Here is a 25,696-nt window from a genome sequence, read left to right on the forward strand (position 1 = left end):
GCGTGTTCGATATCGTGTTTGGCTATGCGACGCTTTAGCCCTTAACAGGGCTCTCGCCCGATGCGGCGCGTTCGCCCTTGGCAGGGCTCTCGCCCGCTAGATCATCAAGGATCGGGCAATCCGGCCGGTGGTCGCCGCCGCAGCAATGGGAAAGATGTTTCAGCGTCTTCACCATGCCTTGCATTTCGGCGATACGGCGTTCGAGGTCGTTGATATGGGTCGTGGCGATTTCCTTGACGCTAGCGCTCGTGCGGCTCTTGTCCTGCCAGAGTTTTAGAAGCGTCTCGGTCTCTTCCAGCGAAAAACCGAGCGAGCGCGCCCGCTTGATGAAGCGCAGCACATGCACCTCTTCGGCGCCATAGACCCGGTAATTGCTTTCCGTGCGCCCCTTCGGCGCGATCAGGCCGATCTGCTCGTAATAACGGATCATCTTGGCCGAGACGCCGGATGCGCCCGATGCTTCACCGATATTCATGCATGATCCTCCGCGCTGAAGGTTTTCAACCGCAGCGCATTGCCGAGCACGAAAACACTAGACAGCGCCATGGCGCCGGCACCGATCATCGGCGACAAAGTCAGGCCGAAGACCGGATAGAGCACGCCTGCGGCAACAGGGATGAGCGCCACATTGTAGCCGAAGGCCCAGAACAGGTTCTGGCGGATGTTTTTCATCGTTGCGCGGCTGACGGCGATTGCCGAGACGACGCCGGTAAGTTCACCGCCGACCAGAACGACATCGGCGCTTTCGATCGCCACATCCGTGCCGGTGCCGATGGCAATGCCGATATCGGCCTCGGCAAGTGCGGGGGCGTCGTTGATGCCGTCGCCGACAAAGGCGAGCTTGCGGCCGTCGGCCCGCAGGCCATGGATCGCCTTGACCTTGCCCTCGGGCAGCACTTCGGCAACGACCTTGTGAATTCCGACTTGGGCGGCAATCGCCTCTGCGGTGCGGCGGTTGTCGCCGGTGACCATGACGACCTCGACGCCCATCGCCTTCAGGGCGCGGACGGCCTCGACGCTCGACGGTTTCAGCGGGTCGGCAACGGCGATGATGGCGGCAAGTTTTCCATCGACGGCGGCGTAGAGCGGTGTCTTGCCTTCGCCGCCGAGGCGTTTCGCGACGTCGGCGAATGTGTCGACTGAAGCGCCGAGCTTTTGCATGTAACGGTCGGCGCCGACCGCCACCTCATGGCCACCGACACGCGCGCGGATGCCGTAACCGGTGACGGAAGAAAAGTCCTCGGCGCTCGCGGCTTCAAGCCCCCTCGCCCTTGCAGCCTTGACGATGGCATCGGCGATCGGGTGTTCGGAACGAGCCTCGACGGCTGCAACCATTGCCAGAGTTTCGGCTTCATCGAAACCTTCGGCGGTGATGAAATCGGTGAGTTCCGGCCGTCCCTTGGTGACGGTGCCGGTCTTGTCGACGACGACGGTCGAGACGTCAGCCAAGCCCTGCAGCGCGTCGCCCTTGCGGAACAGAACGCCAAGCTCGGCTGCACGGCCGCCGCCGACGACGATCGAGACCGGCACGGCAAGCCCCATGGCGCAGGGGCAGGCAATGATGAGCACGGCGACCGCCGCAATCAGCGCATGAGTGATCTTCGGATCGGGGCCGACAAGGTACCAGACAGCGAAAGTGATGATAGCGAGCACGATGACCGCCGGCACGAACCAGGCGGTTACGCGGTCAACCAGCGCCTGGATCGGCAGCTTTGCCCCTTGGGCCTGCTCGACCATGCGGATGATGCTGGCGAGCATCGTATCGCGACCGACCTTTTCCGCCGTAAACCGCAGCGTGCCCGTCGTATTGACCGTGCCGCCGATGACGGTGGCGCCTGCGGACTTTGCGACCGGGATCGGTTCGCCCGAAATCATCGATTCATCGATATTCGACTGGCCGTCGAGCACAGTCCCATCGACCGGAATCCGCTCGCCCGGACGGATGACGACGATATCGCCTGGAACGACATCTGCCGTCGGAACATCGATCTCGCGGCCATCGCGTTCGACGCGGGCGGTCTTTGCCTGCAGGCCTGCAAGTTTTTCGATCGCGGCACCGGTGCGGCCGGTGGCGCGTGCCTCCATCAGGCGGCCGAACAGGATCAACGTGACGATGACGGTGGCGGCTTCGTAATAAACATAGCGGGCGGTTTCCGGCAGCAGGCCGGGGGCAAAGGTGGTAACGAGCGAATAACCGTAGGCGGCTGCCACGCCGACCGCGACCAAAGAGTTCATTTCCGGGTGGCCGCGCAAAAGCGCGGGGAGGCCTTTTCTGAAGAAGCGCAGACCGGGCCAGAAGATCACCGCGGTGGCGAGCACGAAATACAGATAATAGAGGGTCTGGGGGTCGATGACGCCCATCAGCCAGTGATGGAACGGTTCATAGGCATGGCCGGTCATTTCGAGCACGAACAGCGGCAGGGTGAGGATGAAGGCGATCGCCAGATCCCGCTTCAGCGCTGCCTCTTCGCCCTGGTGCATATGGGCGTGGTCGTGGGTGGAGTGAGACTTGTGATGGTGGTGAGCGTGGTCTGCGGCGCTGCCCCTCATCCGGCTGCCGCCACCTTCTCCCCGTTCTGACGGGGAGAAGGGATATGCCGCACCGTCTTCATCCACCGCGCCCTTGCGTGGGCCACGTCCCCTCTCCCCGTTCACGGGGAGAGGGTTAGGGTGAGGGGCAGCCTCCGGCGGAGCGGTTGTCACCACCCTTCCCGCCTCGCGCAATGCATGTTCCATCGCACCCGCCGGTACTTCATAACCAAGCTTGTGGATCGCTTTTTCCAGCGCCTGCGGATCAAACCCCTCGCCCGTTTCGACGGTGAGCTTCTTCGTCGCGAAGTTGACGGCGCTCGTCTTAACGCCCGGCAGCTTGGCAGCGCCGGTCTCAACCCGGCGCACACAGGAGGCGCAGGTCATGCCCTCTACGGGAATGGTCAAAGGTTCGGCGATACCGGAATGGGTATGTCCAAGGTGCTGATTCATGAGATGCGATCCTTTCGCATCCGCATGTAAGGCTTCCCATGATGGGAAGGTCAAGGACAGAACGAGATAATTTCGCAGCGACGAAAACGCACGGGCCGAACTTCTGCCTAACGCCCGCCTTGCCCGACGCCCGGCGCGTTGAGGCCGGAGAGAAGCAGGACGAGTTCAGCCTGCCGGGTCGTGCCGGTTTTCTGCATGATGCGCTTAAGGTGCGAGCGCGCTGTCTCAAGCGAGATGTTAAGGGATGCGGCGACCATTTCCGGCGTATGGGCCATAGCAATGCCGCGCGCCACTTTGGCTTCGGCGGGCGTCAGATCGAAGAGACCGCAGAGAACCCGCATATCCGGCGGCCCGACCTGGCCAACCTGGGTGACTGAAAGCACGGCCATGGAGCGCGAGAAGATATCGCGTGCCGCGCGGCGGATCGGCAGAAGGTGCAGGATAAGAGGCGGCAGCTCATCGCGGGAAATTACCGGCACCGACTGGACGGTCGGCACCGCCTGCGCCTTGTAGCGCTCGATCGCCTCGTCGAGCAGTGCGCGAGCCCCCGGGCTTTCGAGCAGGATCTTGTCGCCGGCGCCAGTGCGGATACGCGGCGAAAGTGCTTCAAGTTCCGGATTGGAGGCGAGCATCTGACCGCCATCGCCGATCACGGCGGCCGGAAGGCCAAGCATGGACAAGGTCTCCGTCATCGAGCGCGCTTCATTGAAGGCAAGCCTCGAGGCCATATAGGCAGCGCGCGCCAGATCCGGTTTCAGGTGATTGAGCTTGGCAATCTGCGCGTGGGAGAAATTGTCGAGCCCGGCCTTGCGCATCAGGGTGATCACGATCACATGGCCTGTCGGCTCCTGGAAGGCCCAGCCGGCTTCCCAGTCGATACCATGCGGCTTCAAGAATTCGCGCGCAATGATATCGCCCTGCATCTCTTCCGGCGTCAGGATGTCGGAGGTGCGTACGAAGGAAAAGGGCGAAGCCTGCATCGCGCGCGCCGGGCGCGGGTTCTGAAGTCTCAGATCGCTGGCAACGAACTTGGCGAACAGGTCGGCGATATTGGGGGTAGTGACGTAACGATGATTGCCGCTGGCATCGACTGTGAAGATCGAAGCGGTAGAAGACCCCGCCTCAATCGCCAGCCGCTCGCAAGTCTCCGTCCAGAGTTCGGGGACAAGGGCTGCCTCGTAAAGGCGATCTGCCAGAGTGCTTTGAGCATTCATCGAGTGAAATCACGGCTTTCGACAGTTGCAACGATACATATCAGCAGTTCAATAGACTATATATGCGCCAAACAACATAGATGAATGGCGCCTTAGTCACGCGGAATGCTTTGTACGGTATCGTACACCCGTGTCGAAAACCTGTGGTTTGCCTCGATTTAACGCTCAGATCCCACATGCAGCGGCCAGCTGACGACATAGTCTTCGAAATCGTCCACGTCGACTTCGACCTCGCTGACCGTGCGTCCGCGCGCCGAAATTCCCGCCTGATGTACGGTCTCCGGATCGCCCGAGACAAGCGGATGCCACCAGTACAGATCCTCGCCATCGCGAACCAGGCGATAACCGCAGGTCGGCGGCAGCCAGTGGATCTCTCGCACTTCCTGCGGTGTCAGCTGGATGCAGTCGGGTACGGTTTTCTGCCGGTTTGGATAGTCGCTGCAGCGACAGGTCGAGCCATCCAGCAGGCGACAGGCGACCGAGGTGAAGACCACATCGCCTGTATCCCAATCTTCCAGCTTGTTGAGACAACAGAGGCCGCAGCCATCGCACAGGCTTTCCCATTCGCCCGGCGTGAGCTCGTCGAGGGACTTCAGTTTCCAGAAAGGTACGTCGTTCATCATCACTTTTGCGGCAGTCGGATACAATTCGTGTCGGCCGCCCTTTTCACGTTGCGATTTTACAATCGCGCATCAACCAATTGTCAGCTAATGCTGATTAACCGTGGCAAGCTTATGCTCTTGATCGTTGTCAGGGGCTACGTCAAGCCAAACGCAAAAGCTAAAATAATGGCGTTGCGGACGGGAGGAAAGATTGCAGGACGAACCCAAAGCACCCGAGGGCCGGCCGCGCAAGAAGCGCCACATCCTGCTGCGTGTCGACAGCTGGATCGATTCCACCGTCTGGAACCTTGGCTTCAAACTCGCCGAAGCCTGGGAAGAGATCACCATATTCTTCCGTCGTTTTCGCGTGCGTGGCTGGAAAAAACTCGCCTTCGAGGTGGCCGGCGAGGCCATGACGCTCGGCACGGCAGGCTTTGTCGTCCTTCTGGCGCTGGCACTTCCCGCCTTCGAAGAGACCAAGGAAGACTGGAAGAACCGCGGCGATTTTGCCGTCACCTTTCTCGACCGTTACGGCAATGTGGTCGGCCATCGCGGCATTATCCATGAAGATTCAGTGCCGATCGACGAATTGCCGGATCACCTGATCAAGGCGGTTCTGGCAACCGAAGACCGACGTTTCTTCGACCATTACGGCATCGACTTCATCGGGCTTGGCCGGGCACTGACGGAAAACGCCAAGGCGGGTGGCGTCGTGCAGGGCGGTTCGACGCTGACCCAGCAGCTGGCGAAAAACCTGTTCCTGACCAACGAACGTTCGATCGAGCGCAAGATCAAGGAAGCCTTTCTGGCTGTATGGCTGGAAGCCAATCTGTCGAAGAAAGAGATCCTGTCGCTTTATCTCGACCGCGCCTATATGGGCGGCGGCACGTTCGGGGCGGCGGCGGCTTCGCAGTTCTATTTCGGCAAAAAGATCACCGATGTCAGCCTGGCGGAAAGCGCCATGCTGGCCGGCCTGTTCAAGGCGCCGGCTAAATACGCACCTCATGTCAACCTGCCGGCGGCGCGCGCCCGCGCCAACGACGTATTGTCCAATCTGGTGCAGAGCGGCCTGATGTCGGAGGGCCAGGTGATCGGCGCGCGGCGTAACCCGGCAACCGCTATCGACCGCGCCGACGTGAAAGCGCCCGACTATTTCCTCGACTGGGCTTTCGACGAAGTGCAGCGGCTGGCCAAGGAAGGCAAGATCAAGGAACATTCGGTCGTGGTTCGCACCACTGTCGACATGGGCCTGCAGCAGGCAGCCGACGCGGCCATGGAATCCAGCCTGCGCGAGTTTGGCGAGGGCTACAAGGTCAAGCAGGGCGCCATGGCGATGATCGAGAACGGCGGTGCCGTTCGCGCCATGGTCGGCGGTCGGGATTATGGCGAGAGCCAGTTCAACCGTGCCACCAAGGCACTGCGCCAGCCGGGTTCGTCGTTCAAGCTGTTCACCTATTCGGCCGCGATGGAACACGGCATGACACCGGAAACAATGATTTCCGACGCGCCGATCACCTGGCGCGGCTGGTCACCGCAGAATTATGCCCGCTCCTACAAGGGCCGCGTATCGCTTTTGACCGCCATGTCGCAATCGCTCAACACGGTGCCCGTGCGGCTTGCCAAGGATGTGCTCGGCACCAAGGTGATCGTCGAAACGGCGAAAGCGATGGGGGTCGAGACGCCGCTGCGCATGGACAAGACCATTCCGCTCGGCACCTCGGAAGTGACCGTACTCGACCAGGCGACGGCCTATGCCGTGATGCCGGCAGGCGGCATGCAATCGCGTCGCCACGGGATCGAGCAGGTACTGGGTTATGGCGGTGAGGTTCTCTACGATTTCAACCGTGACGAGATGCCTGCCAACCGCGTGCTGACGGAAAAGGCGACCTCTTCGATGAACCGCATCCTGACGCAGATCCCGGTGATCGGCACGGCGCGGCGTGCAGCGCTTGACGGCGGCATCGTCACCGGCGGCAAGACCGGTACGTCGCAGAGCTATCGCGACGCCTGGTTCATCGGCTTTACCGGCAATTACACGACTGCCGTCTGGTTCGGTAACGACGACTTCACCTCGATGAACAACATGACCGGCGGCGCGCTGCCGGCGATGACGTTCAAGAAGCTGATGGACTATGCACATCAGGGCATCGAACTCAGACCCATTCCCGGCATCGAAAATCCGCTTCCGACGGGGAACCACAAAAAGGGCGATACGCCGGCCGAGCAACGCCAAGAGGATCCGGCACTGATGGCGTTGACGCGCCCGCGTTCGCTCTCGGGCGAATCGACTCGCGTTCTGAAGCAACTGGCACAGGCGCTGAAGGCCGCACCGCCGCTGGTGGCGGGTGTCGAAAAGGTTGCCGAAGCCACGAGACCCGCAGCAGGCCTGCGACAGGGTTCCGCCAGCGATATGCGCAAGGGTACGGCGACCGTAAGCCCGGTGGTGACGAATTCGATACCGTGAGAGGACTTACGCTCCCCACAGCGGAATGGCATCTCGGCATTTCCCCACAAAAGAATCAATGCTAATCCTCCCTGCACCGTTCTGCCGAGGACCCAGACTGCTCGTGTTCCGTGTTCCCTTTCTCGTCGCAATCGCGCTTGCCATCGCCTTCGGAGGCGGGATCTGGTCGACCCGGCTGGCGCTCGATGCCACGATCGGTTTCGGCGCGATCAAGCTCGGCTCCTGGGAAGCCTTCCCGGAGGCGCAGACGGCGGATGCGGATCCTTATGCCAAGTCTCACCGCGCAAATGCCGGCAAGCTTATTTATGCCACGGCGGAAGGGTTGAGCTTCACGGCAACGACCGATGACAGCGGCGCAAGACTTTCCGGAAGCTGCACCTATCAGTTGACCGGACAGACGCCGACCGCGCGCTTCTGGACGCTGTTTGCAACAGGACCGGACGGCCGTCCACCGGCTGCGGATGCGGACCTGCCCTCTTCGCTCAATTCCCGCATGGTGGGGCGACAATCGGATGGTTCTCTCGACATCACGATCGCCTCGCGCGCCCGCCCCGGCAACTGGCTGGCAAGCCCTCAGCAAGGCCAGTTTCGCCTGACACTGACCCTGCTCGATACGCCGGCGGCTGGAAGCTCCGGCCTGATCGACCTTTCCATGCCGGCCATCCGCAGGATCGGATGCGGCAATGTCTAGGCTGTTCAGTTTCCTTTCACTGCGACGCGACTTCCTGTGGCTGAAGATCCTGTTTGCGATCTTCACCGGGCTTGTGGGTGCAGCCCTGCTGCACCTGATCATCGTCTTTTCGCTGCCGCAGTTTTCCCAGCGGGACGCCTATACGCGCATCATTGCCGAGGGAGAAAGCCACCGCTTCTATCGTCTCGGCGAGCAGCCGGACCGCGCCGGGCTTTCCAAGGAAGACCCGATGATGGAGATGTCGGTCTGTTCATTCGACATAAGCGAAACACCGGTGAGACTGACGGCTCCGAACAGCGGTGTTCCGTTCTGGTCGCTCGGCGTGTTCGATGCTTCGTCCGACGAGATATTCTCGATCAACGACCGCACATCGGCGGATCATGTTCTGGATGTAGTCGTGGGAACGCCGGCACAACTTGCCGCTCTTCGAAAGAGCCTGCCGAGAGGCTTTTCACAGACCGTGCTGGTCGAGGCGCAGCAGACGGAGGGCTATGCGGTCTTGAGAAGTTTCGTGACGCATAAAAGCGTCGTTCCGGTCATATCGAAATTTCTCGATCAGGCGACCTGTGCTCCATTCCAGTGGAGAACCAGAGTCCAGTTCTAAGCGCGTCTCGATCGTCCGGATCCGCTCGCGACGCCTGGGTTCACCGTATTCTCGCGTGCCTTGAAACCAATGCCGCCCCGCGTCTTTGCGCAGCATTCCTCAGTATCTCACAAGATCGGGTTTTCGAATTCACTTCTGTTCGATACGGACAGCGTGATTTTCGGCCTTGCGGTCCATGCGATCGTCAAAACGTTCGTAACGCACGCCGGTGAACATCACGATCTCACCCGCAAGAGCAAGGTTGGAAGCATCCGTCGGGCTCGAAACCTTTCGGCCTTTCCGATCACGCCATAGATTCATTACCACTATCTCTGCCATGCTCGTCTCCAATCAAGGGATCGAGAGGGATGAAGGCGGCTCGATTTCATCCTGCCCAACTGGGCCGACGCGCCCGTGCCTGCCCCGAAGGGTTCACGGACATCCGCGTCTTTCTCGTCAAAGCGTCTTTTTGCCAGACGCTGCGACATTTCACCTGCCCGTTCCGCCTGAACCAGCAGCTGCAGCAACAATCAAGTCTACTGCCCTTTCCGGCTTTATTGCCGGCCATTGCTGAAATTCAGCCATAAGACGGTTAACGAGATATTAACGCTAAAGTAGCGCCCGCTGGAAATCCGCTTTCAAGATCGGATCATTAACGCGGTGTTGCAGATTTGGTTCATTATCAGGGCCACAGAATTCAGATTTCTCTATTTATCCGCGAACGGCGCAGCGACCGAGGCCAGCTGGCGGGATGCGGACCTGTCGCTGACCAGCATATCGGCTGTGGACAGGATGTCCCAAAACGAGCCGTCTTCACCAGACATTAACCCTATTGAGCCTAGCATCAAATCGACCTTGAGCGGGTGACGAAACCGGCGGAAACGCCGGCTGATACTGCCCGCCCACCGGGAGTTTCCAAGGTAAGGTAGATGACGTGTCGGCTGCCCTGCGGCGGCCAAACGCGTTTGTCGGCACCTCTGTTTGTATTGCGTTCGAAGAGTTTGCCCGTGACGAGTGAGTTTCGAGACCTTGAGAGACCGCAGGCGCTGCGCAGGAAGGACGTCGTGCTGATGGCAACGGTGACGAGCTTTGAAGCGCTGTCCCATCCGACGCGTTCGGAGCTGCGGCAGTTCGCCGAACTCTTCATGCCGATCTTTTCCGCTTCATCCGACGAGGCGCGCCGGCAGGCGGTCGCCGCCCTTGCGCAATCTCCCAACGTTCCTGCCGCCGTCGCCTTCTTTCTCGGTAGCCAGCCGATCGCCGTCGCAGCTCCGTTCCTGATGACATCGACCTGCCTCTCCGACGAGGCGCTGGTCACCATCGCCCGCTGCCAGGGCACCGAGCATGCGCGCGCTATCGTGAGCCGTGCCGCGCTCTCTCCGACAGTCATCGATGCGCTGGTAGGCCTGCGTCCCGATATTTCCCGGCAGGCCAGAAGCGCCACCGCCGAGCCCTATCCCGGTTCGGCGCCCGTGGAGATGCCGAGGGCGGAAGTCGACACGTCCATCGATACCGACAAACGTGCCCGTGAAGAAGATCTGCGCCGCCGGATCAAGCTGCTTGCCGGCCATGTGGAACGGGTCGAAGGCGATCGTCTCGGCCTGCGCAGCCTTTCGGAAGTGCAGGAAGCGCTTCTGGTGCGGTTTGCTCGCAACCGTGAAGCGACCTTTCTCGTCACCGCGCTTTCGGACATCCTGACGACCAGCCGCTGGCTGGCCGAACGTATCCTGCTCGATCTCTCCGGCCGCCAGCTTGCCACCGTGCTGAAGAGCCTCGGCATGCAATCGGCGGACGCGACCTATATCCTTACCCGCCTCTACGGCCATCTGGCGGAAGCGACGGATGGCGTGTCGGAGGCAGAAAGCCTGTGGCAATCCCTGGACGAAGAAGAGTGCAATGCGCGTGTGGAAGCCTGGCGCAGGGCCGATCGTTATACCTATGGTGCGGACCAGGCTGCTTCCAGACTGTTTTCCGGCGCAGATACTGACACAACACAAGCCGAAGCCTTTATCGAGGAGAGGTCTGTGCGGACCTCGGCCACGCTGCGCAGAAGCGCCTCCGGTTTCAGTATCCGCTGAGGATCAGGGATCCGGCTTTACCACCGGGAAGAGATCGCCGATGTCGTCGATCTCCAGCTCGACCAGCCACAGATCGGGATCGAAACGCAGTTCCCTGTCGAGCGCCTCGCGCATGAGATCCGGCTCGGCACGCTCAAGCCGCATCTCGAACTTACGGCTGCCGTCATCCTCACTTGAAAAGAAGTTCTGCGGTGCCGGAGCATAGAGGCTCTCCAGCCCGTCGCGAAACCGCTGCCGGATAAAGATCGCCCCCGCCGCGTCCGCCCCCTTGTGCTCGACAGCCGCAAAACCGCCGAGACCGAAGACGCGGCGGATGAGAGCGGAGACATAGATATCGGAACGGAGACGCATGGGAAGTGAATAGGATGGATTGGGGGCGGAGGCAAATGATACGAAATGGCCACATCTTGACAGGTGACCACTTGGTCACCTATTCATCTGCATGGATGATATCTTCAATGCCTTGGCACATCCGCTCCGGCGCGAACTTCTAGACCATCTCCGTGAACGAGATGGCCAGACGTTAAACGAACTTGGGCGTAGTCAGTCCATTACCCGTTTCGGGGTTATGAAACATCTCAACATACTCGAAGACGCCAATCTCATAGTGACCCGCAAGATCGGCCGGGAAAAGCTGCATTACCTCAATCCGCTTCCCGTCCAGGAGATCGCGGATCGCTGGATTTCGCGCTTTGCCGCACCGTTTGCTCAAACGATAAACGACATCAAAGCTGTCGCCGAGAAAAGGGACGCAACCATGGCATCAGCAATACCGAAGCACGTCTGGGAAATGTTCATTCGTGCCACACCGCAAGATGTGTGGGCCCTTCTCGCGGATGATGAGAAAACGCCGCTCTGGCAACACTTCAACATGACCTCACGAACGGAATGGGTCGTAGGCGGCGCGATCACATTCTTTGTCGGAGATCGCGAAATGATTGTCGGCAAGGTCCTGGAGATCGATCCTCCGCACCGCTTCGTACATTCCTTCAGCGCCCAATGGTCGCCGGATGTCGCTGTTGATCCGGCTTCGCGCGTCACCTGGCTCATCGAGGCTGTCGGGGAAAATGCCTGCAAGCTGACGCTGACACACGACGATTTCGGCGGTGACACCGCCACAAGCAAGGCGGTTGGTGGCGGATGGCCCGAAGCCCTGTCGCGGCTGAAGACGCTCGCAGAAACAGGCGAGCCTTTTTACATAGCTGCTCCCATGCACGGATGATGGGGCAACGAAAGGAGATCGGCGGAATGGCGTTTGCCCGATTGGCTGTCTTTAATGCTGCCAGCTCGACGGTGCCTTCATCTTCCTGCCCGTCTGAGTGACCGCCGGCGGATGACCCCTCCCCCCTAAAGCGCGCCGATCGCCTTCAGCTTCTGCAGCACGACTTCGTCGGGCTCGCCGGTTTCCGGCAGGCGGTAGTGCTTCTGGAAACGACGGATGGCGGCCTTGGTCTGTGTGCCGGCGACGCCGTCGATCTCGACATCGGTATAGGCGATGTTCGACAGGCCCTTCTGGATTTGCAGCACCATCTGCGAGGCGGGCAGTGGATCGGATCGTCTGGCGGCGGCCTGTACGGGCGCAGCAGCGGCCCGGCGCGCGCCCGGAATTTCAGCCGGCGGCATCATGCCCGGCTGACGCTCGGAGGAACGGATTGCAGCCGTGACCGGATCTTCGTTGCGGGCCGGAGCCTTTATCTGCTGGACGACAGGCTGGGTCGCGGGTCGAGCCGCAGTTCTTTGCGCCTCAGCCTTCGGCGCCTCGGCTCTGGATGCATCCGCTCTTGGAGCCTGGCGCGGGATCGGCAACGGCGCGGCCGTGGCCTGTGCTTGAGCCTGGCTCCGACTTCCGGACTGCGATTGAAGAACGGCCAGAAGTTCCGGCGTGGCTTTACCGCGCTGCGGAAGGCCAGAGGCTTCCTCGAAGAAGAGAATGGCGCTTTCGGTGCGGGGGCCCATCAGGCCGTCATCGGTGCCCTGATAGATACCACGGCGCGCAAGCTCGCGCTGGATGCCTGCAACCAGCTCCGCATCCGTCGTCGTGCCGGGCGCGGACTGCGCCGCCGGCGTCTGGCCTGCGATGATCGAACGGATGTCGTCAGCGGGTGCTTCCATGGGTGCTGCCGCGGGTGCCGTCGTCACTGGCTGTGTCGCGGGTGAGGCCACCGTCTGTAGAGAAGCAGGCGGGCGGGCGGCGGATCTTTCAGGCGCAGTCTGCCCGCCTGCCGGCGCGCGCTCGATCCGGAAAGTGGTCACGTCAGCGGGATCGGCCTGGCGAAACTGGCGATAACCGGCAATCGCGTTTGGATCGTGAGCATCACGCGTGGCAAGGAAAGGGGCCGGATGGCCACCCGGCTGATACCAGAGCGCATTGGCTGCAACGAAGGAGAAAGCAACGATGAAGGTCGTGGCGTAGAGAGTGGCCTTGGGATTGCGGACGATGGCGCCGCCGATACCGCGTGCGGAACCGGTCGCGCCGTAAAGCACGGCGGAGCCCGTGCCCGCAAGGATGCGGGACGGAAGGCTTTGCTCCTTCGCTGTCCGTCGCCCCTTAGGCGCTTTTCGCTTCCGCGTGGTCATTTACACATCCCAGCTGAATTTCGGACCGCTCCATCGCGGACCCTTCCATCATGGCCTTTTCATCCGAATTCTTCAACTGCACGGTCCTCAGCCGCGGCGGGAACTCCACCGTTTCCGCCATCGGCTCGTCGGCATCGGCCGTATCGGGGCCGCCCATCGGCAAGGTGATCGTCACGACGGTGCCCTCGCCCGGCTTGCTGGCAATCACGAACGTGCCGCGATGGAGCGCAACCAGTCCCTTTGTCAGCGCCAGGCCGAGGCCGGTGCCTTCGTAATTGCGGCTATAGCCATTTTCCACCTGGGTGAAAGGCTGGCCGAGCGTGCCGAGCTTCTCCGGCGCGATGCCGATGCCGGTATCGCTGACTGTGACGACGAGATCGCGACCACGGACCGCAGCATCCATCGACACCACGCCGCCGCGCTCGGTGAACTTGATGGCGTTGCCGGCGAGATTGATAAGGATCTGCTGCAGAGCGCGGCGATCGGCCTGCACTTCCGGCAGGGCGCGGGAGACGCGCGCCGTCAGCGTGATACCCTTGTCGCGGGCCTGCAGGTCCAGCATGGCGCGGCAGGTCTCGATCGCTTCCGATGCCGCGAAGGGCTCGATCAGCAGTTCGTAGCGGCCGGCCTCGATCTTCGACATGTCGAGCATTGTATTGACGACGGAAAGAAGATGACCGCCCGACTGGCGGATAAGCCCGACATATTCGCGCTGGCGGTCGTTTGCCAGTTTGCCGAAATATTCACCGGCCAGCACGTCGGAAAAACCAAGAATGGCATTAAGCGGCGTGCGCAGCTCATGGCTGACGGCCGCAAGGAAGCGCGACTTCGTCTCGTGGGCGGAACGGGCCTCTTCCTGGCGACGCTCGGCCTCGCGCTTCAGCGCATCGTATTCGGAGACATCGCGCGCCTGGGCGATTACCTGGACAAGGCTACCCTCGCCGTCGCGGATGGCGGTAAAATCGAAACGGACGAGAACGAACTGGCGTCCATCGGCAACCGAAAACGTCTTCTGCACCCGAACGTCCGTCTCGGCCCGCGATGCGCCCTGGCGCAGCATGTCGAAAGCCTGGAGTAGCGCGATCTGATCCGAAACATGAACGCGCTCGGCGAGCGTTACGCCTGCGCAATCACGGATCGTTGCGGGAAACGAATGGGCATCACGGCCGCCGACCCTGTGCACATGTCCCTGGGCATCCAGCGACAACATCAGGCCGGGGCATGCATCGAAAGAAAGATCTTCACTGGCTGCCGGCTGCGGCAGCGGGCGGGGACGCGAAAAGGCGATCGCAGCGGCGACAAGGAAAGCCGAGGCGGCGATCGCAACACCGACAGGCAGCGCCAGAACCGGACGCAGCAGAGCGGTCAAAGCCATCGGGATCGCGACGAGCGATACGGCGGCGGTCAGCACCATACGGCGCAGCAGCGTGATGTCGGTTCCCCGAACCACTTCGCCACCAAGGCGCGCCAGCCAGCGTTCGGCGGTCTTGTCGACTACCTCAACAGCCTTCCCGGCAATGTTACCCAATACGCGCACTCAATACCCTGACACGAACTCGTTTTACGCGGTCACATTAGGCTTCCGCGACTTAAAGAAAGGCTAAGGATGCGCGATTCGACACTCTGTCAGAAGCCGGGTCTTCCGGCTTTGGCACATAATCGGACACCCATCTGCAATCGTAGTTAACGACAGGTAAGCGATGGATTTATCTCGATTTTTCGCGTGCTGTTAATGATTGTGGCAGAACGGGCCGGGCAAAACGCCTTGCCTTTCGAACCGCCGCCCCATTTATGCTTAACGGCATTCGCTAAAGTTTGAGACAAATGCCGCGCTGGACGGCGAAAATGCGGGGCGTGTGTCGATTTAGATCAAATTTTAGATAAATCCGAGCGGTCGCGTCAAAGGGGTATTTGCCTCCCCCCGGTACGGTGGTGTTCAAGAGCGGCACAGACCGACGCCCGGCAGAAATACTCTGCTGTGGAAAAAACAAGTGGCGAAGCCGGACCCGAGGGTGGGACAGGCCAGGTCGGACGGAATAGGGCAATGTGGTTTCTGATCAAGGGAAGTATCTTCTTCGCAGCCGTGCTGGTGGTGCTTTCATACTTCAGCAACAGGCCGCTTGAGGTCAGCGAGGGTGCCGGCGCCGTACAGATGGGCGACGCAATCTCGGCTGCGACAGGTGCCTACAGCTATATTTCTGGTCTATGCGCCGAAAAGCCGGATGTCTGTGCAAAAGGCGCGGAGACGCTTTCCGTTCTCGGCGTGCGCGCTGCCGAAGGCGCGCATGTCGCCTTTGAACTACTCGACAGCCATTTCAACAACAAGCCTGCCGCCAATCCCGCCGATGTGGCGCTGAAACAGGATCCCGAGCCGACGCCTTTCCCGGGAGATGCGGTCAAGACTCAGTCGATCGCCCCTTCCGCCCCGGTCCATACCGGTTCCGTGCCGCTGCCGCTGAAACGCCCCGCGCAATAAACGGACCATTCCTTGCATTTTACGACTTGCGCCTGGCCCCACAGCCAACGGTTCCCGGCGCCTGACTGCCCGCCCTGAATTCAGCAACTGCTGACGCCGCAAGGAAGAAACTCCTTGCGGCGATTTTTTTGCATGGGATCCCGGCTTTCAGGACACCGCCACCCTGCGCGGCACTCGACCGATGGGTTGACCGGGCACGTTGCAAGGCGCCTGCGGCCGGCTATTGTGAAATACAACCGGGTCGGGCGCGGGATGATCGATGATTTACGAAGATGTTGCGGGCGGAAAGGAATTGCTGGCATGGTTTGGAGAACTGCCAACATTCCACGATGCCGAGATTATCAGCCTGTCCCTCAACAGAAGCGGAGCCAGCGAGCTGAAGATACATGGCTGGATCATGACCGATGCAGTCGATTCTGACGGGTTCATCAAACTCGACAAACATGCCATCGTGACCTTCACTCTGGAAGGCATCATGGACCTGCAACTGGATGGCTTCAGCGGTCAAAATGTAATCGGCGGGCTTTTGCTCCAGCGCGCGACCGATCGAGGCCGATCCGATTATTACGCACTGCCTCAGGATGAGCTTGATATCGAGATCGAACTTTTGCCCTGCTACGGCCTGGACGGCTTCATCCGGGCAAAGACTGTGGCGATATCCCTCGTTCCATACGAACAAGAGAAACGGGTTTGACGCCTTGAGGGTTTCGGTTGCGAAAGCTTGCACGCCAGCCGTTCAGCCAATTCGGAATGATGCGGGACGCCGCCGCACCTCTTGCCTGCATCTATTCAGTTTTTTCTGTTATCGGCGCGCAAAATACCTATATGGAGAAAACAGAAAAACACCGGACGAGACCATGGCAGAGCTTTCCCAGATCATCGACGACTTCGCCTTCCTGGACGAGTGGGAAGATCGCTACCGGTATGTGATCGAACTCGGCAAGGCTTTGCCCGACCTGCCGGAGGCGCAGAAATCGGCTGAAAACAAGGTGCAGGGCTGCGCCAGCCAGGTGTGGCTTGTAAGCCATGTGAAGGATGCAAGCGCCGATCCGGTGATGACATTCGAAGGTGATTCCGATGCCCATATCGTGCGCGGGCTCGTCGCCATCGTACTGGCCACCTATTCTGGAAAGCACGCCTCGGAAATCGTGGCGACCGATGCGATCGACATCTTCAACCAGATCGGGCTTGTCGAACATCTTTCCTCGCAACGCGCCAACGGACTGCGCTCGATGGTTAAGCGCATCCGCGAAGAGGCGCGTTTGAAAGCTGCTGCCTGATAGATCTACGACGACCCGCTGCTGCCGTAAGACTCGGCGGTGGGGCGAAAATCCTGCGTGCCCCAATGATGGCTGTGGCGCCTCTGCGCATGACGCGGCGGCGGGGCATAATGACGGGCAAGGGCAAGAAGCGCCGTCCTCAACATAAGCTTGGCGGAGCGCACGGGCCATTGCCGTTCCCGCTCAACCAGTTCCAGCCCCTTGCCGAAACAGCAGACATCGGCTGCTACACCCGAAAGCTCCGGTCCTATCGCCTCCATCGCGCGGCCGAAACGCCGGCGCGCTTCCAGCGCGCTTGTCGCGATATCGGCAAGGCCGCCCGCCTCGCCTTTGCCGCGCGAAGACAGGCGCGGCTCCCAGGACGAGGTGATACGCGGCTGCAACTGACCGCGAGTGAAATCATCCAGCAGCTTTTCGCCGGCGCCAAGCGCCTCGGAGGGAAAGAAAGGGGTGCCGGCCTTGTCCTTCAGGCGCGCCAGGCTGGAAAGCGGCGTATCATCGAGATTGCGACTGACATTTTGGCGCGCACCGTCGATTTCCACCTCCGTCCTGACGATCTCGCCATGCTGCCCGGCAAATCCACCCTCACCTTCCATCCCCGCTGCAGCAAGCGCGCGGCGCAGGAAGTTGCGGGCTTCGGCTGATGCCTGCACGAGGCCGGCTGCGCGAGTGACAAGGCCGAGCGAAACGGCTTGTCTCAGCACCGTCTCGGGATAACAACGACGCTCCTCGCCAAGGTGAACGGTACCGGCAGAGCCGTTCGCGATCACCAGCCCGGCCTTTCCGGCACTGACGGCGTGACGCACCAGGCGCGTGAGACCTTTGACGGATACGGCCCGCCCCGATGTTGTGGACGACCCCGGCTGCACTGAACGGTCACGCCTCGATCCTTCAGTCATGACCACCCTCGCGTCCGAAAAGGTCCGAGGACTGGAAGACTGCCGTCGCCATGCGTTCGATCGCCGAGACGAATTCGTCAAAGGCCAGATCGTCTCGCCGGTCTTCGACGACATGGCAGGCATGGCCGACAGTGGTGCGGTCCCTGCCGAAAGCCGCGCCGATATCGCTGAACGACATTCGCAGCGCCACATGGCAGACATACATGGAAATCTGCCGCACATGGCAGGAAGGCCGGCGCCGCTCGTTGCGCACCATCACCCGGTCGCTCAGAAGCGAGATCGTTTCCGCCGTGATCTGGCTGACGATACGGCAGACGATACGCGCAGGAAGGCTTGCCGGGTAGACGGGCTTAGCGTCGGCAACCAGAGGAACCGCACCTATATTGCAAGCAAGCGTATCGGAGCGTCTCCCGTTCGTCGGCCCCTCTTGTTTGGTCGAAGTCTCAAAAGGCATGACAACTCCTTCTTAAATAGGAATTAATTCATACACCTTGAGCGCTAACGGGGAATGCAGGCAAGAGCAGCTTCTTACAGAAACATTGATAATGCTTATGTTTTTTTTGATTTCTCTGTGCGGAAATAGGATTTATTTCCTCAATTCATCCCCGTTTTCCGGCAAAAAGCAGATCAGGACCAGCATTCGGACATGGGCCGGATGCGCAAAAGCCGAGCGACAGCCCGGCTTTTCGTGGCGCCTCAGGGCGCGCATTTTACCAAAGCAGACTGGCTAAGAGAGATCACAGCCATTGCTCAAGCTTTGATTTCCGACCCAATTCCTATGCAGAAGCGCGCGGGCATTGGCTCACCACAAGGCGGCTCTCGCCCGAAGTGGCTTCTGGCTGGATTTGCTTTTGGCCGGACGAAGCCCGGCCAGTCTCTACAAATCAGTTACGGGTGCGCTTGCGGCGCTGACCGAGGCCCATTTCTTTCGCCAGACGCGAACGAGCTTCGGCGTAGGCCGGAGCAACCATCGGATAATCGGCCGGCAGGCCCCACTTCTCGCGGTATTCATCCGGCGTCATGTTGTAATGGGTCATCAGGTGGCGCTTCAGCGACTTGAACTTCTGACCATCCTCGAGGCAGATCAGATAATCGTCCTCGATCGACTTCTTGATCGGCACCGGCGGCTTCGGCTTTTCAACCGCTGCGACGACCGGGGTCGGGGAAGATGTGCCGCTCAATGCGGTATGTACGTCTGCAATCAGGTTGGAGAGATCGCCGACGGGAACTACGTGGTTACTCACATAGGCAGCCACGATATCTGCGGTGAGTTCCACCAGCAGCTCGGGACCCTTGCCCAGTGCCATATCTGTCATTTCCGGTCTCCTGTTCGACTTATATACGGAGCCAGCCGCGACCTCCGCGGCTTCTTCCGTAGTCGAGCGATGGCGACGAGAACCCAACCTTCGCACAGCGTCCAAGGACAGAAGCCTACCCCTAAGCTTCCTGCGAGAAAAACGGATCGTCACCAGATGCTGCATGTAGCCTCCGTAAACCGCATATTCGTCCAGTTTATCCGAAGCGGCCTTATCAAGGCCGATCTAATTCAGATAAATACGCGGTAAAACGTTAGTCTACAACAGCATCATTGCTCTACTTCTATTCAATTATCACTACAATCAGGAAAGTCCAATTGCGAAATCTAGTAATGCCGAGTGGTTTCTCAACGAATATCGCATATTTCTGACATTTATTGCTGGCAATAAGGCGATTTTACAATCATCGCGCGCTTATAAATACCGTCTGAAAAATATTATTCATTGTTGACCACTGGCATTTCGTTGCAGACAGACTGATTCGCCATTGAATATCCCGCTTTCAACGACGCCATAGCCAGCAAATGCGCAGATACCGGGGCGGTCAGCACGAAGAAAAAGAAGCCGGCGAGTGCCCGTGCAAGCACTGCGATATCGCCTGATTGGAGCCCAACGGCGAGCAGTAGAAGCCCCGAAGCGACCGTCCCGGCCTTGGATGCGGCATGCATCCTTGAGTAGATATCGGGCAGCCGGTTGAGACCGATTGCCGCAACCAGGGCAAATGCCGCGCCGGCAAGGATCAAAGCAGAAGTCAGTATTGCCAGAACAAGCTGCATCACTTCCCCTTTCCCGGCTTGGGCGATTTGACGGATGGGGCCGATTTTTCCGGTTTTACTGGCCTTACGGGCTTGCCGGAGCGTTTCGAAGCCGACTTGCTGTCGCTATCGACGATCTTCTTCGTCGAAACTTTGCGCGCCTTGCCGCCGAGTTTGCTGACCTTTTCTCCAGGCCCGTCCGCCAAAATGGCGCCGGCCTGCCCTGCCGCACCAGCGAGAATGAAGCGAGCGAAAGCGACAGTTGCCAGAAAGCCGACAAGTCCAAGTGCTATGGCGATGTCAATGTAGAGTGTAAAGCCGGTCCGGATGGCGATCAGGGCGATGAAGCCTATGACGATGCCCACCAGCATATCGAGCGCCACGACACGATCGGGCAATGTCGGACCTTTGACCACCCGCCAGACCGTGAGCAGGAAGGCAACGGCGAGAACGGCAAGCGCAATCCAGATCGAGGCATGGAGGATCGCCTGCTCAAAGGTCATGCCCGACATGTTCATCGGAACGCCTCCATGATCTTGCGCTCGAAACCTTCGGCAATCTCGCGCTTCGTCGCCTCGACATCGGAGCAATCGATGGCATGGACGTAGAGGAACTTCCTGTCCTTCGACACGTCGACCGACATGGTGCCGGGGGTGAGCGTGATGAGATTGGCCAGAAGCGTGATCTCGAAATCCCTGTCCACGGTCAAGGGAAAGGCGAAGATGCCGGGTTTTACCTGCATCTTCCGCCGCGTGACGAGCACCGCCACCTTCCAGGCCGACAGAGCCAGCTCCTTGAAGAAGAGCAGCAGCAGCGACAGGATGCGGCCAAGACGCAGGAGATAACCGGTCGCGCTCATCTCGTCGCGAACGATCCACAGGGCCACAGCCGACAGTAGGAAACCGAAGATCAGATTGTGGATCGTGGCGCTGCCGGTGATCGCGGCCCAGATGATCGCCATCATCAATGACAGGACATAGATGATCATGGCGCTGCCCCTTCTGGAAACACCGAGCGGATATAGGCGGACGGATCGGCAAGGCCATCGGCGGCGGCCTGGCCGAGCGCCAGAAGCGGTTCGGGATAAACACCGAAAACCAGAACGAGGGCCGAGAGCAGGCCGATCGGCAAAACCGAACGCCAGTCCGTTTCAGGCAGGGATTGATCCATCCCGTCCGGCGCCGGCCGCCAGAAGGCGAGCAGGAAAACACGGGCGAGCGCCAGCGTGACGAGGAAGGCAGATAGGAGAATGGCGATGGCCAGCCACCAGGCGCCGATATCCAGCGATGCCTTCAACAGCATGACCTTGGGCCAGAGGCCGGAAAGCGGCGGCAGGCCGGCCGCGGCGAGCATCAGCGCCAGGGACGCAAAGGAAAACCAGGGCGCACGGCTCCAAAGGCCGCCGAGGCGCGACAGTTCGAACGTGCCGGCCAGCCGCCCTGCCTCGCCGACCACCAGATAAAGCGCGGTCATGGTGACGATCGAATGCAGCGCATAAAGGATTGCGCCACTGACGGAGGCCGGCGAACCGATTGCTACACCCGCCAGCATGTTGCCGATGCCGACGATGACGACGTAACCGACCATGCGGCGCAGGTCGTTCTGGGCAAGCGCACCGAGCGCGCCGAGGATCATGGTGAGAACGGCGGATGCGGCAACGACGAGGCTGATCGCTTCCCGCTCGACCGGCAGAAGCATGATCGTCACACGGATCAGGGCGTAGATGCCGACCTTGGTGAGCAGGCCGCCGAACAATGCCGATACGGTAATGCGCGGCGTGTGGTAGGAGGCAGGCAGCCAGAAATTCACCGGGAAGGCTGCCGCCTTCATGCAGAAGGCGAGCACGAACAGTGCCGTCAGCGTCATCAGCGGCGGCGCGTTTTCGGTCACGCCACGCAGCGCGCCAGCCTTTCGGGCGATATCGGCCATGTTGAGCGTGCCGAAGATCGCATAGAGATAACCGACAGTAATGAGAAACAGCGTCGTGCCGATGAGGTTGAGAATTGCGTATTTCAGCGCCCCTTCGATCTGCTTCGGCTCGGAGCCCAGAATGAGCAGGCCGAAAGACGAGATCAGCAGGACTTCGAACCAGACATAGAGGTTGAAGATATCGCCGGTCAGAAAGGCGCCGGAGACGCCGGCCATCAGGAGCAGCAGGAAGGCGAAGAAGCCGTGGCGCAATCCGCTCGCATCGATATCGCGTAGCGAATAGACCGCCGCCGACAGAGCCGCGAGCGCCGAAACGAGCGCCATGACGGCTCCGAACATGTCGGCGGTGAAGGATATGCCGAAAGGCGGCAACCAGCCGCCCATGGTCATGGTGACCGGCCCGCTTGATGAAACCTGCCAGAGCAGGAGCGCGTCAATGAGGACGAGCAAGACCAGCGCTGCGATGGCAATAACCGCATGAAGGCGGACCGACTTGCGGATCATCATCAGAGCCGCGCCCGCAAGGATCATCAGCGCGGTCGGCAGGATGACGAGCCAGTCGGCGAGCGCCGGGACCGTCGTGACCATGGCGGCGGCAAGATCTACGGGGGTTGATGGTGAGGCCATCAGGGCTGGCCTCCCTGTGTCGGCAAATGTCGGCGGGGAGCGGGTTGGGGCACATGCATCAAATCAATACCCCGTCGGCGGAAGCGGTTCATCGCGTGGTTCTGCGAGCAGCATTTCGTCGGTGCTGTCGGTGCCAAGTTCCTCGAAGGCGCGCCAGGTCAGCACCAGAAGGAAGGCGAAAAAGGAAAACGAGATGACGATCGCCGTCAGGATCAGCGCCTGCGGCAGAGGGTTGGCGGCGACGGAACCGAGCGTCGACGCATCTGCGGGGATGATAGGAGGAACTTCGCGGGTGATGCGGCCGGCGGTAAACAGGAGAAGATTGACGCCGTTACCAAGGAGCACGATGCCGAGCAGGATGCGGATCGTGAATTTCGACAGCATGAGATAGACGGCGGCGGCGAAGAACAGGCCGATGAGCCCGGTGAACAGGATTTCCATCAGCCACCTCCCTCGCCTTCGCCCGCGCCGCCATCCGGCTCGGTCTCCAGTGCGAGCGCAATCGCCGTGACTGAACCGACCACGACGAGATAAACTCCGATATCGAAGGACATGACCGTCGAGAGTGGCACTTCTGCGCCGAGAATATCCGGATAGATCCACAGCCCGCTCATGAAGGGAACGCCGGCTGCGATCGAAACGAGGCCGGAGACGGCCGCGAGGGCCAGGCCGGCACCGGCGATCGCCATCGGATGAAACCGGATTGCCCGCTGCACCGCACCCGGTCCATGCGCGATGCCGAAGATTGCCAGCGCCGAGGCCGCGATCAGCCCGCCGATAAAACCGCCGCCCGGCTCGTTATGGCCGCGCAGCAGGACGAAGACGGAAAAAAGCAGCATCAGGGCGGTGATGACGGGCGCGACCGTGCGCAGGATAAGGGTATTCATGAGGCGCGCCTCCCGACCCGCAGCTTGATCAGCGCCAGAACCGCAAGGCCGGTGACCATCACCACGGCGATCTCGCCCAATGTGTCGGTGCCGCGGAAATCGACGATGATGACGTTGACCACATTGGCGCCGTGAGCGATCGCCTTGGAATAGGTGTTGAAGAAATCCGTCATGAACGGATCGAAGGGCGTGCCGACCGCCTTCAGCAGCATCAGGGCAAAACCGAGGCCGCAGGCAATTGCGATCGTCCCGTCCAGCAGGATCTGCCCTGGCGGGCGGTGATCGGTGACCGACAGCCTGAGCCGCGTCATCACCAGGGTCAGGATGACGACCGACAGCGTTTCCACCATGAACTGTGTGAAGGAGAGATCCGGCGCACCGAACAGCAGAAAGATCACCGCGACCGCAAATCCCTGGATGCCGAGTGAAACGATCGCGGTCAGGCGGTCGGCGGCGCGCAAGACGGTGACGATGCCGAGTGCTGCAATGACGAAAAAGGCGATTTCCTGCACGAGGGCTCCGGCCGGCCCTGACGGCATGGCGGGGAGTTCGTCAAAAAGGAAAAGCGGCACAAGCAGGGTTGCCGCCACGGCGATGAAAGTTGCGGTGATATAGATTTCCAGCCGTCCCGGCTGGATGATGCGGACGAGGCGCGCGGAAAAACGGACAAGGCCGCTGACAAACTGATCGAACCAGCGATCCGGGCCGGGGCCGAGGCCTTCCAGCATCTGCGCAGCCAGAGCGCGAGCCCGGTCGAGCTCCCGATAGACAAGGATGCCGAGCGTCACGGTGAGCAGCGAAAGGCCGAATGGCAAGCCCAAATGCGGCATCGTGCCGATCGTGATCACCGTCGGTTCGTCGATGACCGCGCTTGCCATGGGCGATGTCAGGTAAGCGTGAAGCAGCGGCGAAAATATGCCGAAGACGAGGCCGAGCGCGGCCAATATCACGGGGCCAAGCCAGAGCGCGACCGGTGCCTCATGCGGCGTCAGCGGTGTTTGATTACCTTTTCCGACAAAGGGTTTCAGGCCGACGGCAAGGGCGATGGCAAACATCAGCGCATTGCCGACAAGCGCCGCAGCCGTGAAGAAGACGGCGCGCGGATTGCCGGTGGCAAGGGCTGCGTAGATTTCTTCCTTGGCGAGAAAACCGGCGAAAAGCGGCAGTCCTCCCATCGAGCAGGCCGCCAGAAATGCGGCTACGAAGGTGATCGGCATGGCGCGGCGAAGACCGCCCAGGAGCGGCAGCTCTCTCGTGCCTGTCCCGTGATCGACCGCGCCCGCAACCATGAACAGGGCGCCCTTGAAGAGCGAATGGGCGACAAGATAGAGTACCGCCGCCTCGATGGCATGCGGCGAGCCGAAACCGGTGAGCATGGTGAGCAGGCCGAGCGAGGCCATGGTCGTATAGGCGAGCATCAGCTTGAGATCGGTCTGGCGAATGCCGATCAGCGCTCCCGCAACCAGCGTCACGCCACCGAAAAAGGGAAGCAGGATTTCCCAGGCCGGCGTGCCGCCCAGAACCGGATTGAGCCGCATCAGCAGGTAGACGCCGGCCTTTACCATGGTTGCCGAATGAAGATAGGCGGAGACGGGTGTGGGCGCCTCCATGGCGTTCGGCAGCCAGAAGTGGAACGGGAACTGCGCCGATTTGGTGAAGGCACCGCCGAGCACGAGAAACAGGGCCGGCAGATAGAAAGGGCTCATCCGCAGCGCATCGCCGAGATGGACGAGCAGCGACAGCTGGGTCACACCGGTGACGTTCCAGAGGAAAACGAGGCCAGCCAGCAGCGACAGCCCGCCTGCCCCGGTGACGACCAGCGCCTGCAGCGCGGCACGCCTTGCGGCCTCCCGCTCATGATCGAAACCGATCAGCAGGAAGGAGGCGATCGAGGTCAGCTCCCAATAGACGAAGAGCATCAGGAAACTGTCGGAGACGACAAGGCCGAGCATCGCACCCATGAACAGGAGGATGAAGGACAAGAACCTTCCCAGATGCCGGTGCCCCTTCAGGTAACCGCCGGAATAGATCACGATCAGGGTGCCGATGCCGGTGATCAGCAGCGCGAAGGTCAACGACAGGCCATCGATGAACCAGGAGAACGACAGGTTGAGGCTGGGCGCCCACGCATATCCGCCGGTCGCGACCTCACCAGCCGAGATTTCCGACAGAAAACCGCAGAAATGCAGAAAGGACAGTGCAGGCGCGAGCGCAACGATCCAGGCGGCCCTGTCGCCGAGGCGCGAAACGAGGAATGGTGCCAGAATGGCGGCAAGGAACGGCAGGAAGAGCGCAATAAACGTCCATGCCGGCGCGGCTGCGGCCATAATCTCTCC

General features: G+C 60.7%; 26 protein-coding genes and 2 pseudogenes. 10 read left to right on the top strand and 18 right to left on the bottom strand.

All coding sequences use genetic code 11. The annotated features are described in order from the left end of the window. Positions 1-34: 34 nt before the first annotated feature. The 4 genes from cueR to GGE33_RS09555 all read right to left on the bottom strand — a co-directional run bounded on the left by cueR (position 35) and on the right by GGE33_RS09555 (position 4,816). Complete coding sequence (gene cueR, locus GGE33_RS09540; RefSeq protein WP_183822695.1) at positions 35-475, bottom strand: Cu(I)-responsive transcriptional regulator; 441 nt, start codon at positions 473-475, stop codon at positions 35-37. After that, positions 472-2,982, bottom strand: a complete 2,511-nt coding sequence (locus GGE33_RS09545; RefSeq protein ID WP_183822697.1) for a heavy metal translocating P-type ATPase — start codon at positions 2,980-2,982, stop codon at positions 472-474. Before GGE33_RS09545 ends, cueR begins: the two co-directional genes overlap by 4 nt. 107 nt (positions 2,983-3,089) lie before the next feature. Continuing rightward, positions 3,090-4,196, bottom strand: coding sequence for a helix-turn-helix transcriptional regulator (locus GGE33_RS09550; protein ID WP_183822699.1), 1,107 nt, complete (start codon positions 4,194-4,196; stop codon positions 3,090-3,092). Positions 4,197-4,354: 158 nt separating this feature from the next. Continuing rightward, a complete protein-coding gene (locus tag GGE33_RS09555) occupies positions 4,355-4,816 on the bottom strand; it encodes a YcgN family cysteine cluster protein (protein ID WP_183822701.1) in 462 nt (153 codons plus the stop codon). Positions 4,817-5,009: 193 nt separating this feature from the next. Between GGE33_RS09555 and GGE33_RS09560 the strand changes: the two genes are divergently transcribed. The 3 genes from GGE33_RS09560 (at position 5,010) to GGE33_RS09570 (ending at position 8,557) form a co-directional block, all read left to right on the top strand. Further along, positions 5,010-7,262, top strand: a complete 2,253-nt coding sequence (locus GGE33_RS09560) for a transglycosylase domain-containing protein (protein WP_183822703.1) — start codon at positions 5,010-5,012, stop codon at positions 7,260-7,262. A 103-nt stretch (positions 7,263-7,365) separates the two neighbouring features. Further along, positions 7,366-7,953 carry a DUF1214 domain-containing protein gene (locus GGE33_RS09565; protein ID WP_183822704.1) on the top strand — a complete coding sequence of 196 codons (588 nt, stop codon included), beginning with the start codon at positions 7,366-7,368 and terminating at the stop codon, positions 7,951-7,953. Next, positions 7,946-8,557, top strand: coding sequence for a DUF1254 domain-containing protein (locus tag GGE33_RS09570; RefSeq protein ID WP_183822706.1), 612 nt, complete (start codon positions 7,946-7,948; stop codon positions 8,555-8,557). The genes GGE33_RS09565 and GGE33_RS09570 overlap by 8 nt, the downstream gene beginning before the upstream one ends. A 129-nt stretch (positions 8,558-8,686) precedes the next feature. Here the strand turns inward: GGE33_RS09570 and GGE33_RS09575 are convergent, their stop codons facing one another. Next, on the bottom strand, positions 8,687-8,875 hold the full coding sequence (locus GGE33_RS09575) for a hypothetical protein (protein WP_148143913.1): 189 nt from the start codon (positions 8,873-8,875) through the stop codon (positions 8,687-8,689). A gap of 29 nt (positions 8,876-8,904) precedes the next feature. Here GGE33_RS09575 and GGE33_RS09580 point away from each other — a divergent pair, with 29 nt between their 5' ends. Together GGE33_RS09580 and GGE33_RS09585 are read left to right on the top strand one after the other, a co-directional pair. Continuing rightward, positions 8,905-9,123: a hypothetical protein gene (locus GGE33_RS09580; protein ID WP_183822708.1), complete on the top strand. Its 219-nt coding sequence runs from the start codon at positions 8,905-8,907 to the stop codon at positions 9,121-9,123. 420 nt (positions 9,124-9,543) lie between these two features. Further along, complete coding sequence (locus tag GGE33_RS09585) at positions 9,544-10,614, top strand: DUF2336 domain-containing protein (RefSeq protein ID WP_183822710.1); 1,071 nt, start codon at positions 9,544-9,546, stop codon at positions 10,612-10,614. 3 nt (positions 10,615-10,617) lie between these two features. Here the strand turns inward: GGE33_RS09585 and GGE33_RS09590 are convergent, their stop codons facing one another. Then, positions 10,618-10,965, bottom strand: a complete 348-nt coding sequence (locus GGE33_RS09590) for a DUF1491 family protein (protein WP_148143916.1) — start codon at positions 10,963-10,965, stop codon at positions 10,618-10,620. A gap of 91 nt (positions 10,966-11,056) precedes the next feature. Here GGE33_RS09590 and GGE33_RS27955 point away from each other — a divergent pair. Both GGE33_RS27955 and GGE33_RS27960 read left to right on the top strand, forming a co-directional pair. Beyond that, positions 11,057-11,365: pseudogene (locus GGE33_RS27955) on the top strand (ArsR/SmtB family transcription factor); the annotation flags it as partial. A 54-nt stretch (positions 11,366-11,419) separates the two neighbouring features. Further along, a pseudogene (locus GGE33_RS27960) lies at positions 11,420-11,836 on the top strand (SRPBCC family protein); the annotation flags it as partial. Positions 11,837-11,961: 125 nt separating this feature from the next. Here the strand turns inward: GGE33_RS27960 and GGE33_RS09600 are convergent. Both GGE33_RS09600 and GGE33_RS09605 read right to left on the bottom strand, forming a co-directional pair. Next, positions 11,962-13,191 (bottom strand): peptidoglycan-binding domain-containing protein, encoded by a 1,230-nt coding sequence (locus tag GGE33_RS09600; RefSeq protein ID WP_183822714.1) that lies wholly within the window; start codon positions 13,189-13,191, stop codon positions 11,962-11,964. Further along, entirely contained in the window at positions 13,163-14,728 is a 1,566-nt protein-coding gene (locus GGE33_RS09605; protein ID WP_183822716.1) for an ATP-binding protein, read from the bottom strand. Before GGE33_RS09605 ends, GGE33_RS09600 begins: the two co-directional genes overlap by 29 nt. A 507-nt stretch (positions 14,729-15,235) precedes the next feature. Here GGE33_RS09605 and GGE33_RS09610 point away from each other — a divergent pair. The 3 genes from GGE33_RS09610 (at position 15,236) to GGE33_RS09620 (ending at position 16,947) form a co-directional block, all read left to right on the top strand. Further along, positions 15,236-15,667 (top strand): DUF5330 domain-containing protein, encoded by a 432-nt coding sequence (locus GGE33_RS09610; protein ID WP_148143920.1) that lies wholly within the window; start codon positions 15,236-15,238, stop codon positions 15,665-15,667. Between the two features lie 259 nt (positions 15,668-15,926). Further along, positions 15,927-16,361 carry an Imm50 family immunity protein gene (locus tag GGE33_RS09615; RefSeq protein ID WP_183822718.1) on the top strand — a complete coding sequence of 145 codons (435 nt, stop codon included), beginning with the start codon at positions 15,927-15,929 and terminating at the stop codon, positions 16,359-16,361. Positions 16,362-16,524: 163 nt separating this feature from the next. Further along, positions 16,525-16,947, top strand: a complete 423-nt coding sequence (locus GGE33_RS09620; RefSeq protein WP_148143922.1) for a SufE family protein — start codon at positions 16,525-16,527, stop codon at positions 16,945-16,947. A 5-nt stretch (positions 16,948-16,952) separates the two neighbouring features. Here the strand turns inward: GGE33_RS09620 and GGE33_RS09625 are convergent, their stop codons facing one another. From GGE33_RS09625 to GGE33_RS09675, 10 genes are all read right to left on the bottom strand, one after another. Further along, a complete protein-coding gene (locus tag GGE33_RS09625) occupies positions 16,953-17,846 on the bottom strand; it encodes a DUF6456 domain-containing protein (RefSeq protein WP_246435916.1) in 894 nt (297 codons plus the stop codon). After that, positions 17,839-18,300, bottom strand: a complete 462-nt coding sequence (locus GGE33_RS09630; RefSeq protein WP_343062385.1) for a helix-turn-helix domain-containing protein — start codon at positions 18,298-18,300, stop codon at positions 17,839-17,841. Before GGE33_RS09630 ends, GGE33_RS09625 begins: the two co-directional genes overlap by 8 nt. Positions 18,301-18,730: 430 nt before the next feature. After that, on the bottom strand, positions 18,731-19,162 hold the full coding sequence (locus GGE33_RS09640) for a Ros/MucR family transcriptional regulator (protein ID WP_148143923.1): 432 nt from the start codon (positions 19,160-19,162) through the stop codon (positions 18,731-18,733). 437 nt (positions 19,163-19,599) lie between these two features. After that, entirely contained in the window at positions 19,600-19,941 is a 342-nt protein-coding gene (gene mnhG / locus GGE33_RS09645; RefSeq protein WP_148143924.1) for a monovalent cation/H(+) antiporter subunit G, read from the bottom strand. After that, positions 19,938-20,420, bottom strand: a complete 483-nt coding sequence (locus tag GGE33_RS27710) for a cation:proton antiporter (RefSeq protein ID WP_183824056.1) — start codon at positions 20,418-20,420, stop codon at positions 19,938-19,940. Before GGE33_RS27710 ends, mnhG begins: the two co-directional genes overlap by 4 nt. Before the next feature lie 11 nt (positions 20,421-20,431). Continuing rightward, a complete protein-coding gene (locus tag GGE33_RS09655) occupies positions 20,432-20,905 on the bottom strand; it encodes a Na+/H+ antiporter subunit E (protein ID WP_183822720.1) in 474 nt (157 codons plus the stop codon). Next, entirely contained in the window at positions 20,902-22,473 is a 1,572-nt protein-coding gene (locus tag GGE33_RS09660; RefSeq protein WP_183822722.1) for a Na+/H+ antiporter subunit D, read from the bottom strand. Before GGE33_RS09660 ends, GGE33_RS09655 begins: the two co-directional genes overlap by 4 nt. Positions 22,474-22,536: 63 nt before the next feature. Continuing rightward, the gene (locus GGE33_RS09665) at positions 22,537-22,914 is read right to left on the bottom strand and encodes a Na+/H+ antiporter subunit C (RefSeq protein ID WP_148143927.1); all 378 of its coding nucleotides are present in this window, start codon (positions 22,912-22,914) and stop codon (positions 22,537-22,539) included. Then, a complete protein-coding gene (locus GGE33_RS09670; RefSeq protein WP_148143928.1) occupies positions 22,914-23,360 on the bottom strand; it encodes a Na+/H+ antiporter subunit B in 447 nt (148 codons plus the stop codon). The genes GGE33_RS09665 and GGE33_RS09670 overlap by 1 nt, the downstream gene beginning before the upstream one ends. Beyond that, complete coding sequence (locus GGE33_RS09675) at positions 23,357-25,687, bottom strand: putative monovalent cation/H+ antiporter subunit A (protein WP_148143929.1); 2,331 nt, start codon at positions 25,685-25,687, stop codon at positions 23,357-23,359. The genes GGE33_RS09670 and GGE33_RS09675 overlap by 4 nt, the downstream gene beginning before the upstream one ends. Between the last annotated feature and the right edge of the window lie 9 nt (positions 25,688-25,696).

It is taken from the genome of Aliirhizobium cellulosilyticum, from assembly GCF_014198105.1.
Taxonomy (GTDB): domain Bacteria; phylum Pseudomonadota; class Alphaproteobacteria; order Rhizobiales; family Rhizobiaceae; genus Neorhizobium; species Neorhizobium cellulosilyticum.